At 63.6% G+C, this 16,944-nt stretch carries 14 protein-coding genes and 1 pseudogene; 7 read left to right on the top strand and 8 right to left on the bottom strand.

Annotated elements, in window-relative coordinates:
* A partial coding sequence (locus ARTB_RS04940) for a transposase (protein ID WP_243177963.1) occupies nucleotides 1–757 on the top strand: 757 nt, incomplete at its 5' end.
* 384 nt (nucleotides 758–1,141) lie between these two features.
* On the opposite strand, the gene ARTB_RS04935 is transcribed toward ARTB_RS04940, so the two are convergent.
* Genes ARTB_RS04935 through ARTB_RS04925 form a run of 3 tightly spaced genes read right to left on the bottom strand, consistent with a single transcriptional unit; the run spans nucleotide 1,142 to nucleotide 3,149 of the window.
* On the bottom strand, nucleotides 1,142–1,918 hold the full coding sequence (locus ARTB_RS04935) for an IclR family transcriptional regulator (protein WP_243177962.1): 777 nt from the start codon (nucleotides 1,916–1,918) through the stop codon (nucleotides 1,142–1,144).
* 32 nt (nucleotides 1,919–1,950) lie between these two features.
* Nucleotides 1,951–2,703 (bottom strand): cyclase family protein, encoded by a 753-nt coding sequence (locus ARTB_RS04930; protein WP_028275200.1) that lies wholly within the window; start codon nucleotides 2,701–2,703, stop codon nucleotides 1,951–1,953.
* Complete coding sequence (locus tag ARTB_RS04925) at nucleotides 2,700–3,149, bottom strand: hypothetical protein (protein WP_243177961.1); 450 nt, start codon at nucleotides 3,147–3,149, stop codon at nucleotides 2,700–2,702. Before ARTB_RS04925 ends, ARTB_RS04930 begins: the two co-directional genes overlap by 4 nt.
* A 322-nt stretch (nucleotides 3,150–3,471) precedes the next feature.
* Between ARTB_RS04925 and mmuM the strand changes: the two genes are divergently transcribed.
* The gene (mmuM, locus tag ARTB_RS04920) at nucleotides 3,472–4,479 is read left to right on the top strand and encodes a homocysteine S-methyltransferase (RefSeq protein WP_243177960.1); all 1,008 of its coding nucleotides are present in this window, start codon (nucleotides 3,472–3,474) and stop codon (nucleotides 4,477–4,479) included.
* 196 nt (nucleotides 4,480–4,675) lie between these two features.
* On the opposite strand, the gene ARTB_RS04915 is transcribed toward mmuM, so the two are convergent.
* The 4 genes from ARTB_RS04915 to ARTB_RS04900 all read right to left on the bottom strand — a co-directional run bounded on the left by ARTB_RS04915 (nucleotide 4,676) and on the right by ARTB_RS04900 (nucleotide 8,827).
* Nucleotides 4,676–5,635, bottom strand: coding sequence for a carbohydrate kinase family protein (locus ARTB_RS04915; protein WP_243177959.1), 960 nt, complete (start codon nucleotides 5,633–5,635; stop codon nucleotides 4,676–4,678).
* A 120-nt stretch (nucleotides 5,636–5,755) separates the two neighbouring features.
* Entirely contained in the window at nucleotides 5,756–6,550 is a 795-nt protein-coding gene (locus ARTB_RS04910; protein ID WP_028275203.1) for an ATP-binding cassette domain-containing protein, read from the bottom strand.
* Nucleotides 6,547–7,593 carry an ABC transporter permease gene (locus tag ARTB_RS04905; RefSeq protein WP_028275204.1) on the bottom strand — a complete coding sequence of 349 codons (1,047 nt, stop codon included), beginning with the start codon at nucleotides 7,591–7,593 and terminating at the stop codon, nucleotides 6,547–6,549. Before ARTB_RS04905 ends, ARTB_RS04910 begins: the two co-directional genes overlap by 4 nt.
* 115 nt (nucleotides 7,594–7,708) lie before the next feature.
* Nucleotides 7,709–8,827 (bottom strand): substrate-binding domain-containing protein, encoded by a 1,119-nt coding sequence (locus ARTB_RS04900; protein WP_243177958.1) that lies wholly within the window; start codon nucleotides 8,825–8,827, stop codon nucleotides 7,709–7,711.
* Nucleotides 8,828–8,992: 165 nt separating this feature from the next.
* On the opposite strand from ARTB_RS04900, the gene ARTB_RS04895 reads away from it, so the two are divergent.
* The 5 genes and pseudogenes from ARTB_RS04895 to ARTB_RS21900 form a co-directional block, all read left to right on the top strand.
* Entirely contained in the window at nucleotides 8,993–9,991 is a 999-nt protein-coding gene (locus ARTB_RS04895; RefSeq protein WP_243177957.1) for a LacI family DNA-binding transcriptional regulator, read from the top strand.
* A gap of 54 nt (nucleotides 9,992–10,045) precedes the next feature.
* A complete protein-coding gene (locus ARTB_RS04890) occupies nucleotides 10,046–10,339 on the top strand; it encodes a putative quinol monooxygenase (protein WP_243178003.1) in 294 nt (97 codons plus the stop codon).
* A 286-nt stretch (nucleotides 10,340–10,625) separates the two neighbouring features.
* The gene (locus tag ARTB_RS04885) at nucleotides 10,626–13,250 is read left to right on the top strand and encodes a GH32 C-terminal domain-containing protein (RefSeq protein WP_243177956.1); all 2,625 of its coding nucleotides are present in this window, start codon (nucleotides 10,626–10,628) and stop codon (nucleotides 13,248–13,250) included.
* A gap of 1,195 nt (nucleotides 13,251–14,445) precedes the next feature.
* Nucleotides 14,446–14,703, top strand: coding sequence for a glycogen debranching N-terminal domain-containing protein (locus tag ARTB_RS21915; protein ID WP_439954079.1), 258 nt, complete (start codon nucleotides 14,446–14,448; stop codon nucleotides 14,701–14,703).
* A 153-nt stretch (nucleotides 14,704–14,856) separates the two neighbouring features.
* Nucleotides 14,857–15,302 (top strand): annotated as a pseudogene (locus ARTB_RS21900) (glycogen debranching N-terminal domain-containing protein); the annotation flags it as partial.
* A gap of 210 nt (nucleotides 15,303–15,512) precedes the next feature.
* Here ARTB_RS21900 and ARTB_RS04875 read toward each other — a convergent pair.
* A complete protein-coding gene (locus ARTB_RS04875; RefSeq protein WP_243177955.1) occupies nucleotides 15,513–16,877 on the bottom strand; it encodes an MFS transporter in 1,365 nt (454 codons plus the stop codon).
* Nucleotides 16,878–16,944: the final 67 nt, after the last annotated feature.

The raw sequence follows: 16,944 nt of genomic DNA, 5'->3' as shown, positions 1-16,944 counted from the left end.
GGTCCAGGCGCGGACCGCGACGAAGAACCAGCTGCTGGGCCAGCTGGACCGGGCCTTCCCCGGGCTGACGCTGGTCCTGCCGGACGTGCTCGGCACCAAAGTGGGAAGGCTCATCGCTGCTGAATTCGCCGACCCGAAGCGGCTCGCCGCGCTGGGCACCGCCCGGTTCATCCGGTTCGCCGCCGTCCGCGGCCTCCACGTTCGGCAGCCGCTGGCCGAACGGCTCGTGGATGCCGCCCGCGACGCGCTGACCACGGCGGACGCAGCCGTGGCCCGGCAGGTGCTGGCCGCCGATCTGGACCTGCTGACCGAGCTCACCGCGCAGATCGACGCATCCGAGGCAGAGTTCGCCCGGTTGCTTCCGTTGAGCCCGTACGCGACGCTCACCACGACCCCGGGCTGGGGTGTGGTCCGCGCCGGCAACTACGGCGGCGCCCTGGGCGACCCGCACCGCTGGCCCGGGCCGTCACAGATCTACCGGGCATCGGGTCTGTCCCCCACCCAGTACGAATCGGCAGGCAAACGACGCGACGGATCCATCAGCAGGGAAGGCAACGTGGCCCTACGCCGGGCCCTGATCGATCTCGGCATGGGGCTCTGGTTCAACGACGCGCCCAGCCGGACCTACGCCGCGGCGCTCAGGACCAGAGGCAAGCACGGCGGCGTCATCGCCTGCGCGATGGCGCACCGCGCATCACGGATCGCCTACGCCATGGTCCGGGACCAGACCACCTACGACCCCGGCCGCTGGAAGTGACAAGCCGCGGCACACCATGATGCCAGCCGGAAATCCCCCTCACGGAACCCACGGAGGTGCCCGCAGGATCCCTTCACAACCCAGGCCGGCGGTGAGACGCTGGAACCGACGAAGGGCCGGACCAGACGCCGATACAGCTATGGCGGACGCCTCCCGCGTTACGCCGCACCTAGCTTGGCGCCCGGCCCTTCGCCCTTGGGCAGCCCGAACGACGCCAGATGACCCGGCAACCGCCGAGGTCGAATAAGTCAGCGTGGGCGCCCTTGGAATCACGCCGGGCCAGCCAACCAAACCGCCACCCCACAGACACGTCAGAACGCCCGGCCAAACATGCGGCGCGCACTGTCATGCCCGGAGCATGCACTTGACACGACCTATAGCCAGCTAGGGCCGGTTCTGCGGCGCCGCGTGACCCAACGCTGACTCAAGCCACTTTCCCCAGGACACGAGAGCCGTGGCGCATAGCTCCAGGCGCGGCTCCAAGCGTGTCTTGGCGCCGACGACCTGAAGCGCTGCCACCACATCGCCCTTGAAGTCGCGAATCGGAACGGCCAGGGAGTAAAGTCCTGGTTCGGCTTCCTCGTCGACAACGGAGTACCCCCGTGCCCGCGCCCCGCGCAGTCGTGACAGGAAGTCCTCGACGTCAAGCGGTGTATTGGGGCCATGGCGCACGAAGGGAACGCCGGAGAAAATGGTTCGGACCTGGGCGTCCGAGGCTTCCCACAGCAGGGCCTGGCCGGCATCGCTACAATACGCCGGGTAGGGACGGCCCAGCCACGAACCGACCATGTTGCTACTTGCCGGAACACGCTCACCGATGGTGACAGTACTGTTTCCGCTCATAACTCCAAGGAAGCATCCTTCGTTTGTTTCACCGGCCAAGCCTTCCAGGGCGGTTACGCCGTCGGTCTGCAGCCGTTGCTCTGTCAACAGCTGTGCGTCTGTCAGGAGCGACCAGTTCATTGTGTAGGACCGGTGGTCTCCGCGTGCCAGAAACCCCTCCTGCTCGGCGGTCCGCAGGCTGCGCGAAACCTGGCTGCGGTCCCTGCCCAGATCGGCTGCTATATCAGCGACCGTTCCGCCAGACAGGCCTTCTGCGTTGCGGGAGCCCACCGCGAGGACAGCCATGATTCCCCGGCCCATGCTGGACGTCTTAGACATGGATCCGATTCTAGTCACTGCACCAACGTGTCTTAGTGGATGGCGAAGACACGGGCTGGAAAGCCGCTGCCGTGCAGGGGTTTCGGCCAGCTTGCAATGAGGATCGCGCCGGCTTCTGGAAGTCCGTCCAGGTTCGCCATCAGCTCGATCTGCCACCGGTTCCGCGCCAGGACATAGGTCTCCAAGCTGAAATCCTGGCGGGACGTAGCCAGTCCCGGGTCTGTGTCCGTCTGCTCATGGCCGACGGCAGTTACCGACCGCTCCTCGATCAGGAAGGAGAGGACTTCCTGGGACCAGCCAGGTGTGTGGCTGGCCCCCTTATCGTCCCTGTTTGCCATGGCGTCGGTGTCGGGCCAACGATGGCTCCACCCTGTCCGCAACGCCACAAAGGACCCCGGTGCGATGGCACCGTTGCGACGCTCCCATGCCTGGACGTCCTCCATCGTGGGAGTGGCGTCCGCATTTGCGGTGACCCGCGCGGTGATGTCGAGGATGGCCAGTGGAAGGACCATGTCCTCCACAGGAATCTGGTCCAAGGTCCGTCCCCCGCGGATGAAATGCGAGGGAGGGTCAACGTGCGTACCCCATTGGCCGATGATCGAATAGCGGTGAGCGGTGAAACCGTCGCCTTTCTCCAGGTCGAAGACCGCCTCCCTGATTTCGTCGGGGAAGGCCGGGAAATGCGGCTGGCCGGGGTGGAAGGCGTGCGTCAGATCGGTGAATGACCTGCCCGCCAGCAACGCCTGCAGACCGTCCCAAAGTCCGGCCGTGGTGGCTTCAATCATGATGCGGCCTCGCTCTCAAAGAGTGCGGGAAGGGCTGTGCTGGAGACGCTGACCGGGCCTGTCAGTTCGATGACCGGTACCTCCCAGGGATGGATATCCACGATGTGCTGCAGGAAGCGTTCAACGGCGGCATCAGGGAGCGCCGCATCGAAATACGTCGTGAAGACCAAGGTAGGCGAAATTGTCCGCTGCCCCACCTGCCCCAACGTAGGGTTAGCGCCTTCAGTGCAGGTGAAACCCTCGAAGCCCAGGCCGGATTCAAATACGTGCCTGTAGTTGCCAAAATCCCCTAAGTCAGGGGATTCCGACGAAGCCTGGAGCAGGGCCGCGATGCCGGCCTCATCTTTGAACGCTTCTGCGTCGCCCCTGGCGAGCCGCGAGAAAGTTTCCGAAGCTATGGGCCAATGCACGCGCAGCTTGCGGACTGATTTCATTGCAATTTTCAAGGGAGGCCTCTTCCTGGGCAGTTCGCAAATGGTGTCTGAAGGCTATGGTGGCATAGAGTGATGTGCATTACAAGCATGAACAAATGCTTATTACGCACACCATTGGAGGGGGCGCGTTCTCTCGGCACATCCGCCAGACTCTGGGCGTGACTGAGCCGCGGAACACCGGTCAGCGCTAGCGGCTGCTGACCGTCATCTGCAAGCCACGGGCTGCACTGCGCCTTTTGGCAATGCACGCTGTGCTACCTTGCATTGCCGGGCCGCGAGGCGCCGCAACTGCCCGGCAGGAAAGAACAAACCGAAATGCTTGGAGCCGTGAACGATGCCCAGTAACACCTTGCTTTCCCGCACTCTCGACGCCGGAGCGAACCTGACCGTGGACGGTGCACTCGCCACCGAGCTTGAAGCGCACGGCTGCGATCTGGAAGACCCTTTGTGGTCGGCTAAAGTCCTTCTGGAGCAACCGGAACTGGTCAAGCGCGTACACCACGATTACTTCCGCGCCGGAGCCACTGTCGCCATCACGGCTAGCTATCAAGCCACACCCCTGGGATTTGCGCGCCGCGGCATCGGCGAGGAAGCGGCCTTGGAACGGGTGGCATTGAGTGTGCGCCTGGCCGACGAGGCACGCCGCGAGTACCTGACGGAAAAACCGGATGCGGGCCCCCTGCTGGTTGCAGGATCGGTCGGGCCCTACGGCGCGTACCTTGCCGATGGATCGGAATACCGAGGCGACTATGTCCTCAGCCAAAACGAGTTTTTGGAGTTCCACCGGCCTCGAATCGCAGCGCTGGTGGCGGCCGGAGCGGACTTTCTTGCCTGTGAGACGCTGCCTTCATTGCCGGAGGCCGAGGCCCTGCTGGCACTCATGAAAGAGTTTGACGTCGAAGCCTGGCTCTCCTTCACGTTACGGGATGGCGGCCACCTCAGCGACGGTACGCCGCTGGCTCAGGCGGCAAAGCTCTTTTCGGCGGAGCCGCTCGTGGCGGCTATCGGCGTGAACTGCGTGCCGCTGGAGCTGGTCTCCCCATCGCTGGAGGCCCTGGGCAGAGCCACTGATACGCCCCTGATCGCATATCCGAATTCGGGCGAAAGCTATGACGCAGTCACCAAAACGTGGGGTCCGGCCGCGGCGAGAACTTCAGGCCCCGATACCAAACAGCCCGCAAGCCTTGCGGAGGGAACGCCAATCTGGCGTGAACTTGGTGCACGGCTCGTGGGTGGGTGCTGTCGAACGACCCCACAGGATATTGCCGCCGTGACGGCGCTGTCAGAAACTCACAAACCTGGATATCGACCGGTTGGTGCTGCTGGCGCAAAAAACCTCTGACGCGTCACGGACTTGGCCTATACGCAGTTAACCTAAGTGGCAATGTCCCCTATTGAGTAGCGATATATCGGGATCTGCGCAGCAGCACCGCCGTTCGCGGACACGGATCACGAAACGCGGCGGGCCGCCTCAGATAGGCGGCGACCATCTTATTTCGTGAACGGTCTTGTGTGACACCGTCATTTGATTAGGTGGTTCAGGAACCCCCGTATTGGGCGCCGGAATGGGCTTCGATTGCGATGTTGAGTTCTTCCAGGGTCGGGGGGTTTGCTCCCGGGCGCTGCACGGTGATGGCCGCGGCTGCAGCTGCGGTGTGTCCAAGCTGCTCCAAGACAGCTGGGGCGAAGCCTTCGGTTCCTCGGGTGAGAAAGCCCAGGATCAGGGCGGACATGTAGGAGTCCCCGGCGCCGATGGTGTCGGCAACTTTGGACTTCACGGCGGGAATGCTGATGTTAGCGGCGGCGGTGGTGAATTGTGAGCCGTCGGCGCCTTTGGTGATGACGGTAAGTCCGGCGCCCAGACCGAGGATGTGTGCTGCGGTTTCGTCCAGGCTTTTTTGGGGGTACAGCCAGCGGGCGTCTTCGTCGCTGAGTTTGACGACGTCGGTTAGGGGCACGAGCTCTTCGAAGGTGGCCAAAGCTTCCCTGTGGCTGCCGAGCAGCGCTGGACGGATATTCGGGTCATAGGTGACCATGCAGTGTGTGCGGGCTTGTTCGAGCAGGGATTTCACGGCGCCAGCGCCGGGATTAAGGAAAGTGGCGATGGATCCGGTGTGCAGGATTTTTGGGAAGTAGGTGGGGGCTGTCGGGGCAAGGTCCCAGGAGATGTCGAAGTCGTACTTGGCGGAGCCGTCGGGTTCAAGGGTTGCTGTGGCCGATGCCGTTTTGGTGAGGGATTTTGATCCGGGCAGAAGTATGACGCCTGCGCTGCTGAGGTGGTTTTCGATGGAAATCCCACGCGCGTCCGGAGCTATGGCTGTGAGCAGACCTGTGGTGACGGCCAGGCGGCCAAGTCCGTAGGCGACGTTGGCCGGTGAGCCGCCGGGGTGTTCTACCGTGTCGTGCGACGTGGTGACCACGTCGATCAGCGCTTCGCCTATGACCATGACGTCGAGCATCTGGTGAGCGTCGTTCCGGGCTGTTGTGAGGTAATCCATGGTCTGTCTCTCGTGGGATGGTGATGATGGGAACTCCCGGTATGGATCCGCCCGCGGACCTGGGGGAGGTCCGCGGGCGGAGAAGGGGCTCCGGTAGAGCGGGAGGGTACTAGCCGGACCTCAGGCGGTGGCTGCGCCGGTCATGATCGCCACTGCGTCGGTCATGGTGTGTGATTGCGGAGTGATGGTGGCAGCGCACTTGCCCAGGCGCTGGATGTGGATCCTGTCCGCTACGTCAAAGACGTGGGGCATGTTGTGGCTGATCAAGATGACCGGCAGGCCGCGGTCGCGAAGGTCCCGGACCAGCTGGAGCACCTGGTTCGATTCCCGGACGCCAAGTGCCGCCGTCGGTTCATCCAGCACAACGACCTTTGAACCGAACGCTGCGGCGCGGGCCACGGCGACAGCCTGGCGCTGGCCGCCCGAGAGGTTCTCCACCGGCACTGTCACGTCCTGCAGGGTGGAGATGCCCAACCGGGTCAGCTCTTCCTTGGCCTTGGTGCGCATGCCTTTGGTGTCGAGCATCCGGAACACGCTTCCGAGGAGCCCCGCGCGCCTTTCCTCACGGCCCAGGAACAGGTTGGAGGCGACGTCCAGCGCCGGTGAGACCGCCAGGTTCTGGTACACGGTTTCGATGCCGTGGACCCTGGCGTCCTGCGGCCGCTTGAAGTGCACCTGCTGTCCCGATACAAAGAGTTCTCCTGTGTCGGGAACTTCGGCGCCGGTGAGGCACTTGATCAGGGTTGATTTGCCTGCACCGTTGTCGCCAATGATCGCCAGGACTTCGCCCGGGTACAGGTCCAGGCTGACGCCGTCCAGTCCCACGACACGGCCGAAAGTCTTGACGAGGTTCCGGGCCTGCAGGATGGGCTCGCGCGTGGCGACGTGGGAGGCTTCAAATTCAGTCATGGTCATGACTTGACCTTTCGGATCCACTGATCGACGGACACAGCAACAATGATGAGGACGCCCACGGCGAGCGTCTGGTAGAGCACGTCCAGCCCGGCGAGCGAGAGGCCGTTGCGGAAGACCCCGACGATCAGGGCGCCGAGGAGGGTTCCCCAGACGGAGCCGCGGCCGCCGAAGAGGCTGGTTCCGCCGATGACGACGGCTGTGATGGAGTCCAGGTTCAGGTCCACGCCGCCGTTGGGGCTGGCTGCGTTGGTGCGTCCGATCTGGATCCAGGCGCCGACGGCCAGGACGGCGCCGGCTGCGAGGTAGACGCTCATGAGGACACGGTTTACCGGGATGCCGGCCAGGCGGGCGGCTTCCTTGTCATCTCCGACGGCGTAGACGTGCCGGCCCCAGGCCGTCTTGCCCAGGATGAAGGCGACCGCGATGTAGAGCAGGAGCATCATGACGACGCCCGTGGAGATCCTGACCGGGCCCACCGGGAAGGTGGTTCCTGTCCAGGTCAGCAGGGGCGGCATGGCCGAGCCGCGCACTGTCGCTCCGTTGGAGTAGAGCAGTGTCAGGGCGATGAAGATGTTCAGCGTGCCCAGGGTGACGATGAACGGCGGGAGCCGGAACCTGGTGACCAGGAATCCGTTCAGGGCTCCGGCGGCGAGTCCGACCACCAGGCCTGCGAGCAGGGCGAGAGGCGCGGGTATTCCGTTGTTGACGGCGAGCTGGGCCATGACCATGGACGACAGGATCATCACGGCCCCGACGGAAAGGTCGATGCCTGCCGTAAGGATGATGAGGGTCTGGGCGATGGCCAGGGTGCCGACGACGGAGACCTGCTGGGTAATCAGGGAGAGGTTTTCAACCCGCAGGAACCTCTCATTGAGGAGGCTGAACACCACCACCGCGATGAGAAGCACGAGGGCGGGGCTGACGGCGGGGTAACGGTGGAGGATATTGCGTATCCGGCTAAGCGGTGTCTGGCGGTCGAGGAATTCCTCGGCCAGGTCGGCCTGCCCGGCGCTGGGCGGTCCGGCGGTCTGTTGCTGGGTCACGATTGGTCCTGATCTTCGGTGATGGTTGCTAGGGCGGAGCTAGCTCGGTAGATGAAGTGCGGGGAGGCCGATAGCGGACTCCGGCCTCCCCGTCCCCTTAGTGAAGCTGGGTGGGTTACTTTCCCCAGCAGATGTCGGAGGCCTCGGTGGTGGTGATGCTCTTGACGCCGTCGACCGGCTTGTCCGTGACAAGCTCGACGCCGGTGTTGTAGAAGTCAAGCCCCGGTGAGTTGGCCGGCTTCTGGCCGGTCTTGGCAAGCTCAACGATGGCCTTCACTCCCAGTTCGGCCATCTTGACCGGGTACTGCTGGGCCGTGGCACCGATGACTCCGGACTTGACGTTGTTGACGCCGGGGCATCCACCGTCCACCGAAACGACCAGGACGTCCTTTTCCTTGCCGGCAGACTTCAGGGCCTCGAAAGCGCCGGCCGCGGCGGGTTCGTTGATCGTGTAGACGACGTTGATGTTCGGGTTCTTGGACAGGAGGGTTTCCATGGCGGTGCGGCCGCCGTCTTCGGCGCCCTGCGAGGCCTGGCTGCCGACGATCTCGTATTCGCCGCCCTTGCCGCCGGTGTACTTTCCGGTCTTGGCCTCGTCACCGTTCTTCTTCTTGTCCGCGGTGTCGATGCCGAGTCCCGTGAGGAAGCCCTGGTCCCGGTTGTAGTCCACGGAGACAACCTTGTCGTCAAAAAGATCGACGAGGGCAATGGTCGCTTTCTTCCCCTCCAGCTGGGCTGCGGTCCACTTGCCGATCAGCTCACCCGCGGCGAAGTTGTCGGTCGCGAACGTGATGTCGGCGGCGTCGGCCGGGTCCGGAGGTGTGTCCAGGGCGATGACGAACAGGCCGGCATCCTTGGCCTTCTTCAGGGCATCCACTACAGACGGGCCGTTGGGGGTGATCAGGATGCCCTTGTCGCCCTTGGAGATCGCGTTCTCGATGGCCTGGATCTGGGTGTCCTCGTCGCCGTCAGCCTTGCCGGCAGCCAGCTTCAGGTCCACGCCCTCGGCCGCGGCGGCCTTCTTCGCCCCGTCTTCCATGGCGACGAAGAACGGGTTGGTCGTGGTCTTAACGATCAGCGAGACGCCGACCTTTTCACCGGACGCGGTTCCCGTTGATGAGGCGGACGGGGAACTTCCACCACAGGCTGAAAGACTGAGCGCTCCCAGAGTCAGGACTGCTCCTGCAGCGAAGAGGCGGGTGGCCGTTGAACGGGGTGCTTTGGAACTCAACATTGAATCTCCTGATGTTTGAGGCCCTCACTGGCCTCGACAACGATGTCATGTACGATGTAATCAGCATCACACCAGAGAGTCAATAGATGCAACTTAGAAGGAGCGATATATTTGACAACGATGTCCGATCGTAGCCAGCCGACACTTTCCGCCAGTCGTCCGACAATGCGCCACGTGGCTGCCCTTGCCGGCGTCGGAATAAAGACCGTCTCCCGCGTGATCAACGACGAACCTGGCGTGTCGGACGCCACCAGGGAAAAGGTGCTCAGCGCTTCACGGCAACTCAACTACCAGCTGGACATGGCCGCCGGCAGCCTGCGCCGCGCGGGCAGAAGGACGCTCTCGGTCGGGCTGTTGCTGCCGAGTGTTTCCAACCCGTTCAGCGGCGAGATCAACCGGGCCATAGAAGATGCTCTTGGGGCCAGGGGAATCGCGGTCTTTGCGGCGAGCCTGGATGATGACCCCCAGCGGGAGCAGGACATCGTGGCGGCATTTCTTGGGCGGCGTGTCGACGGGCTCATCCTCACGCCCATCGCCAGGAGCCAGGCGTATGTGATCCCGGAGCATTCCCGTGACCTGCCTTTGGTCTTCATTGACCGTGAACCGGTAGGAGTGGAAGCAGATGCCGTCGTGACCGACAACGCCGCAGGCTCCGCGAGGGCAGCTGCTCACCTGATCAGCCGCGGCCACACCAGGCTCGCCTATCTGGGGGACCGCACCGACATCCAGACCGCCCGGGAACGCCGGCGGGGGTTCATTGAGGAGATCGGCCGGCAGGGAATTCCCACTTCCATGATTCCCGTCCGTGAAAACCTGCACGATGAGGAATCGGCCAGATTGGCCGTGTTGGAACTTCTCACCGCTGCCGAACCACCGACGGCGATTTTCTCCAGCCAGAACCTCATCACTTTCGGCGCCATGCGCGCTCTGAGAGAGCTCGGGCTGAGCAAACGCGTGGCCTTAATCGGATTCGATGACTTCACGCTTGCCGACATGATGGATCCCGGCGTGACAGTCATCGCCCAGCACCCCGAGCGAATCGGGAAGCTGGCAGCAGAGCGGCTCCTGGCCAGGATCGATGGCGACCAGCAGCCCCCGCATACCTATGTTGTCCCGTCTGAGCTCATACAACGAGGTTCCGGTGAGCTGCGCCCTCCGGCCTGACAGGGGTGGCCTCCTGAACTATATTTCGAACCCATCGACCTGAAAGGGATCATGATGACCAAGACCCTGTATGCCGAGTTCACCGTCAAGCCCGGCAGCGAAGTCCGCGTTGCTGAAATGATGCTCGAACTGACCCGGCATGTGCGCCGTGAACCGGGCAACGAGCTGTTCCTTCCCTGCACCCGAGAAGAGAACCCCCGGGAGTACTTTGTCTTTGAGGTCTACCGCGATGAAGCCGCGTTCCAGGAACACATCGGCGCCGATTACGGCGCCAGATTCAACGAGGAACTGGCCCGCCATATCGAAGGCGACGCCTCGGAACTGACCTGGCTTCTGCCGCTGGAATAGCCCTCAGCCAAATCCAGCCGGTCCACGGTCGGCGGGAGCTGCTGCGTCCAGGACCCACGGAGACGGCTGAACGGAGCCGCCTGCCGGAAATAACCCTTCCAGCCCTACCGCTGGGAGGGAATTTTCTGCTGCCCGCCCATCGCCTCGCCCGGCTCAGCCGCGCGGCGGGCGGCCTCATTCCCGCGCCGCCAAAACCGTTGACTTGTCTGACGGACATCACTTAGTGTCCTTCGCACTGACAACGTTGTCTACCGACGACGCGCGCAACGAAGGGCGAATCGAACTAATGAAGAACACGACCACCCGCAGGACGCATGCCGTTTCTGCACTGACGCTCGCGGGACTGACGCTGGCCGCGGCACTGGCAGGTTCCCTGCCGGCGTCGGCCGCGACGGGCCCCGGGGACGAACCCTACCGCCCGGCCATTCACTACACGCCGGCAAAGAACTGGATGAACGACCCCAACGGGCTCGTCTTCTACAAGGGCGTCTACCACATGTACTACCAGCACAACCCTTCCGGTAACACCTGGGGGAACATGTCCTGGGGCCACGCCACATCGAAGGACCTTGTTCACTGGCAGGAGCAGCCGCTGGCGATCTCCACCGATGCAGAGCAGGACATCTTCTCCGGCAGCGTCGTTGTGGACAAGGACAACACGACCGGTTTCGGTACGAAAGAGAACCCACCGCTGATCGCGATCTTCACCAGCGCCTACAAGGACGCCTCGCCCCACCGCGGCCTGCAGGCGCAGTCCCTGGCCTACAGCCTCGATGACGGACAGACCTGGACCAAGTACTCCGGCAATCCTGTACTGAACCGAAACTCCGCCAACTTCCGTGACCCGAAGGTCTCCTGGTACAACAAACCCGGCGGCGGAGGCTACTGGCTCATGACCGCGGTCGAAGCCCAGGATCACAAGGTCGTCCTCTACAAGTCCGCCAATCTCAAGGACTGGACCGCCCTGAGTGAATTCGGACCAGCCAATGCCACCGGCGGGCAGTGGGAATGCCCCGACCTGTTTCCCCTCGCCGTGGACGGCGACCCGAAGAACGTCAAGTGGGTCATGGTGGTCAACATCAATCCCGGCGGCGTGGCCGGCGGCTCCGCCGGCCAGTACTTCGTGGGGAACTTCGACGGCACCACCTTCACCTCCGAAACCACCAAACCCGTGGCCACGCCCCCTCCCGGCACGGTCCTGGCCGGATTCAACGACGGAACTTACAACGGCTGGACCGTCAACAACGAGCCAGGAAACTGGAAGAACGGCCCATTCGGCAGCACTCCGGCAAACGGAGCCCTTCCCGGCCAGAGCCCCGTGACCGGCTTTGACGGCAGTGGCCTGATCAACTCCTTCAACGACGGCGACTGGCCGCTCGGGTCCATGCAGTCACCTAACTTCACCGTGACCGACGACTACCTGAACTTCCTCGTGGGCGGTGGCAAGCACCCCCGCGTCTCCGACAAGCTGGACAACACCCCGCCCGAAGGGGAACTCAAGTTTGACGGCTTCGAGGTTCCCGCCGGGACATCGCTGGCCGACGCCGGCTGGACCGGGACCGGCGACCTCACCCCCAACTTCCAGCCCTCCACCAGCGGCGGGGACTTCTACCTCGGGGCCAAACGGATCAACACCTTCGAGACCGGCACCGCACCGGGCGATGACCGGCAGGGCACCCTGACATCACCGGAATTCCCCATCACCAAGAATTTCATGAGCATGCTGGTCGGCGGCGGCAACCGCTCCGCGGACTCCGGACAGATCCTGGCCGCCCAGTTGCTCGTCAACGGCAAGGTGGTCCGCTCCCTCGCAGGAGACAATTCCGGAATCCTGAACTGGAAAGGCTGGGATGTCGCCGAGTTCGCGGGACAGAATGCACAGTTGCGTGTAGTTGACCAGGCCACCGGCGGGTGGGGACACCTGACCCTTGACCACGTCATGCTGACTGACGGCCCGGCCGTTCCCCGGTCTGACGAGGAATCGGTAAACCTCGTGGTCAACGGACAAGTGGTCCGCACGGCCACCGGAAACGACAGTGAAAAGCTCGACTGGGCATCATGGAATGTCAAAGAATTCGTTGGCCAACAAGCACATATCAAAGTGGTCGACAATAACCGATTCGGTTGGGGCCACATTCTCGCGGACGAGTTCATGCTCTCCTCGAAACCGGCACAGTCGGCCCTGGAGACCTATGACTGGCTGGACTACGGACGCGACTACTACGCCTCCGTGTCCTTCGCCAACATGCCCGAAAACAAACGGGTCATGCTGGGCTGGATGAACAACTGGGACTACGCCAACAACATCCCCACCAACCCGTGGCGCAGCGCCATGGCCCTGCCGCGCGAAGTGAAATTGACCCAGACCCCGGAAGGGCCCCGGCTCACCCAAAGCGCCGTCAAGCAGGTCGACAAGCTGGCCCAAGAGCCAAGCTACTCAACCCCGAAGGGCATCCCGATCGAGGAGGGAACAACCCCGCTGCCCGCGGCCGCCTCCGGTCAGGTCCAACGAGTCGACATCACCTTCGCGCCGGGCACGGCCAAGAAATCCGGCATCACCGTGCTGGGCGATGGAGCCGCATCCACCGTCATCGGCTACGACGCCACGACCGGGAAGCTCTTCGTTGACCGCACTAACTCCGGCAACACCGCGTTCCACCCGGCCTTCGCTTCCATCGAGGACGCCCCCGTCACCCTGGACAAGAAGGGCTACGTCACCCTTCGGGTCTTCCTCGACCGCTCCTCAGTTGAGGTGTTCGCCCAGGATGGTCTGCGGACCATCACCGACCAGGTATTCCCCAACGCCGGAGCCGACAAGATGGCCCTCTTCGCAGAAGGCGGTACCGCCCAGCTCAAATCACTCACCGTGACACCGCTTGAAAAGGCAATGTTCCTGGCTGAAAAGAAGTGACCCAACCCGCCGCCTGACGGGCTCCCCAAGGAGCCGGAACTGAAGGGATTGCGCCCCATATTGCACCGGGCTCAATCCCTTCAGTTCGTCCATACCCCGGCGGCCGAAACATCTCAGTGCTGACCTGGCTCCAGCCGGTCAGCTGACACAACAGAAGGCTGGGGGGCGCCAGTCCTCCCCGTAGGAGACCAATCCCCGAAGAATCTACGCGTGGTTTCTGGTAGCACGGCTACCGAAAGATTGCCGAGCGCCGCTGCAACTGCTGCCGTCAACATCTGAGGTTCGACTGGTGATGCGAGACGGTCGCGGAACTGCTGTGGCTGGCGAGGCATCGGCTGGTTCATGGTCATAACAATGCTGGGGCGCCTTGCGGGTTGCTATAGCTGAGAAGTGTTTCGCTGAGCGCCTGATCCAGGGGAGGGGCGGTGACGCCGAGCCTTTTCGTGATTTGCTGCTGTCGACGAGGAGTGGAGGGTGTGAGATTCCGGCCGCAAGAGCACAACGGAGGACGGCGGGAGGTCCCGCCGTCCTCCGCAAAATGTGGCAGTCAGCGCCGTCCGGTTAGGACTCCGCACCCGTTTTTCCAGGGGCGAGACCGTAGAAGGGCGTGAACCGACCTCTGGCTCCGGGGGAAATGTTGGAAAGGACGACCGAAGCGCTCTCCGGTGCTGCCAAATGGTATCTGTTGGATTGCGGATGTTTCCGGGGGAGTCCAGTGTTTGCAGGGGTTGGAATGCAGTTCGAGTCCCACCTCGGGCACAGCAAACCCCCTCGTCAGAGGGGGTTTTGCTTTAACGTGTCAACATTGACCCTGTTCGGGTCCCTCTGACGTTTGTCGCGGCCTGTTGCTGGCCGCCGCGATGGCCTATGAAGTTATGTGGGTGGCGGGTTCAAGGTCCTGGCTGGTGGGCCCTCCGCCTGCCGGGATGTGGGGTCATGTTGGTCTCCTTTCCGGCTTGGCCTGGCAGCCGTGGTTGGTCCAGTACCTATTCATGCGGTGGGGTTGTGGTGACGATATGACCTGCGCGAAATTTCTTCGAGGTTCTTGCCTCGATTCGCTGCTTCTTGGGGCCTGGGGGAGAAGCTGGTGGCTGTTTATCCGGCCAAAGGGGGTGTGTACAGTGGCCACACCGGTGTCTAGATGACGCCGTGGCTCATCGGTGACCCTCTCGTTTCCTATTTCTACTGACACGAGGTGGAAGGTTCCTCCTTCTGCATCTCGCTGCCGAATGGTGACATCCAACCCGAACTCCCGCACGGGGTCTTCTTCCAGGACACGCGCATCCTGTCCCGCTGGAACCTCACCGTCAACGGCCAGCTGCTGGAGCCGTTGGCGGCGGAAACGAAGGAACTCTACCGGGCGTTGTTCGCCGGCCGTGTTGCCCGGCCCGGCTGCACCGTTTGTTCGTCCCGCACCGGGAGATTTGTCTCCGCAGCACCGGCGCCGGATTGAGTCGGTGGCGAGGATTCCGGTGCTGCAGATGGGCCACGGTTCCATCGAACGGACCTGCAGCGCAGCTACGACGATCTGGGCGCGCTCAGGATCGAAGACCCCGACCATCCGGACCGGCTGGTGGTCGCCGCCGGAGCGCCCTGGTTCATGACTGCGGCCGGTCTGGTGCGCTACGGTTTCGTGAAAGAAGCGCAGCAGATCGCTACGGCACTGCTTGAGGCTGCCCAGTACTCGGACGGCCGGTTGCCCGAGCTCCTCTGCGGCTTCGACCGGGAACGGTTCACCCAGCCCGTGCCGTACCCGACGGCGTGTTCGCCCCAGGCCTGGGCCGCGACCGCGCCGATTCCGCTGGTGACAAGCCTGATGCGCTACGACGCGCATGTATCCCGGGGTGGTCTGTGGCTGGACCCGGTACTGCCGGAGGCCTACGGCGACCTGCACATCACCAATGCCCCATGGCCGGCGGCCGGATTACCATCGACATTCCCGGTTCCACCACCTACGTCCAAGGGCTACCCGACGGCATGGCGCTGCACCGGGGGCACCGGCCCTGGATGACCGAACCGGTGGAACAGGCCAGGCTGCGCAAAGAACCTTAGCGGGACGAGCAGGCCCGACAGCCTTATGGCCAACTCGGCATGTCACCTCCTGCTCACCTCAGGCGGGGAGGTGGGCAGCAGCAACTGGGCCTTGCCGTCGCGGTCCACTCGATAAGGGCTACGGATTAATGTCATCTGCACGGCGGGAACTCCCTGGTCCCATAGAGTTCCCGCCGTGCGGATGGTGTTTGTGGTGCGGGTTCGTCCCTGTCAGTCCTGGCGGACCTTGCTGGGGTCGACGTTCCGGGCGGCGAAGATGAGCAGGCCGGAAGCCAGGATGGGGAGGACGCCCCACCACAGGGTGGCGTTGATCCAGCCGGCGCCGGCGGCGAGGGTGGCGGTGATCAGGAGGCCGCCGATGATCGCTCCGACCTGGCCGGACGCGTTGATGATGGAGCTTCCCGTTGCCCGGGTGTGGACGGGGAAGCTTTCGCCGGTGAAGAACAGCAGGGCGGAGAAGGGGCCGATGAGGAAGAACAGCCCGGCGCTGTACAGCCCGATGATGAGCGGGAAGTTCCCGTTCGGTGCCTGGAGCATGGTGAAGAAGGAGACGGCACACAGGATCCAGCCGATCCCGATCGCGTTGCGGCGCCCGATCCGGTCGCCGAGCCAGCCGTGGAACAGGTAGCCGGCGAAGGCCGTGGCATTGGAGATGATGAGTACCAGCAGCGCGTTGTCGAACTCGATGTTCTTACCGTCCGGTGCGGTAAGCAGCGACGTGCCGAGGATCGCGAATGCAAGGACGCCGAGCCAGTTCAGGAGGAAGGCTCCGCCGATCGTCAGGGTGGACCGCAGCGACTCCCCACGGAAGACCGAGACGAGCGGACTGGCCTTCTCCGAGACGTCGATTCCGTATTTCTCCCCGAGCTGCTGCGCCTCTTCCACCCTGCCGTCCTTGATCATCTTGTCGATCTGGTGACGGTGGGCGAATTGGGGGCTCTCCTTGAGCCAGCGTCCGGCGATGACGATGAAGACGGCGGGGATGGCGGCCACGGCGAAGCAGAGCGCCCACCCGCCGATGGGGAACAGCAGGTAGACGGACCCGGCAGCCAGGACGGAGCCGACCGGCCAGCCGGACTGGACGAGTGAGTAGATGAGACCGCGGCGGCGGGCCTTGGCGGGATCGCTGTTGTGGGCAAACATCTCGTTGAGGTAGGCCGCGTTGATGGCCTGTTCGGCGTAGCCGAGGCCGGCCAGTGAACGCACGAGGACCAAGAAGACGAGTCCCAGGCCGGCCGCGATGCCCACAACCCAGCCGACAGTGGCGGTCAGCAGTGAGGCGACGGCGGCACCGACGACGGCGATCAGGATGCCCTTGCGGCGGCCGATCCGGTCGACGATCGGGCCGATCCCGAAGGCCACGAGTGCAGTGCCGGCGGTCACCCAGGTATTGATCCCCGTGGACTGGGCCGCGCTCAAGCCGAGGTCTGCGGCCAGCACCGGCAGGAGGTTGCCGAACAGGACGAAGTCATAGACGGCGAAGGTCCAGGCGAAGAAGCAAATCCAGGTGGCCAGCCGGACGTCCTTGGGCGTGACATCAGACTCGACAAATTGAAAGGTTGGGGCAGTGGTCATAACGGTTCCTAATTCACGGGGATGGTGGGATGTGATCAGTAGGGAACGAAGGGGGCGGCCTGGAGAC

This window comes from Arthrobacter humicola (assembly GCF_022803015.1).
Lineage (GTDB): Bacteria > Actinomycetota > Actinomycetes > Actinomycetales > Micrococcaceae > Arthrobacter > Arthrobacter humicola_A.
Note: the sequence above shows the minus strand (reverse complement) of the source record. Positions and strands in the feature narration are given on the sequence as shown.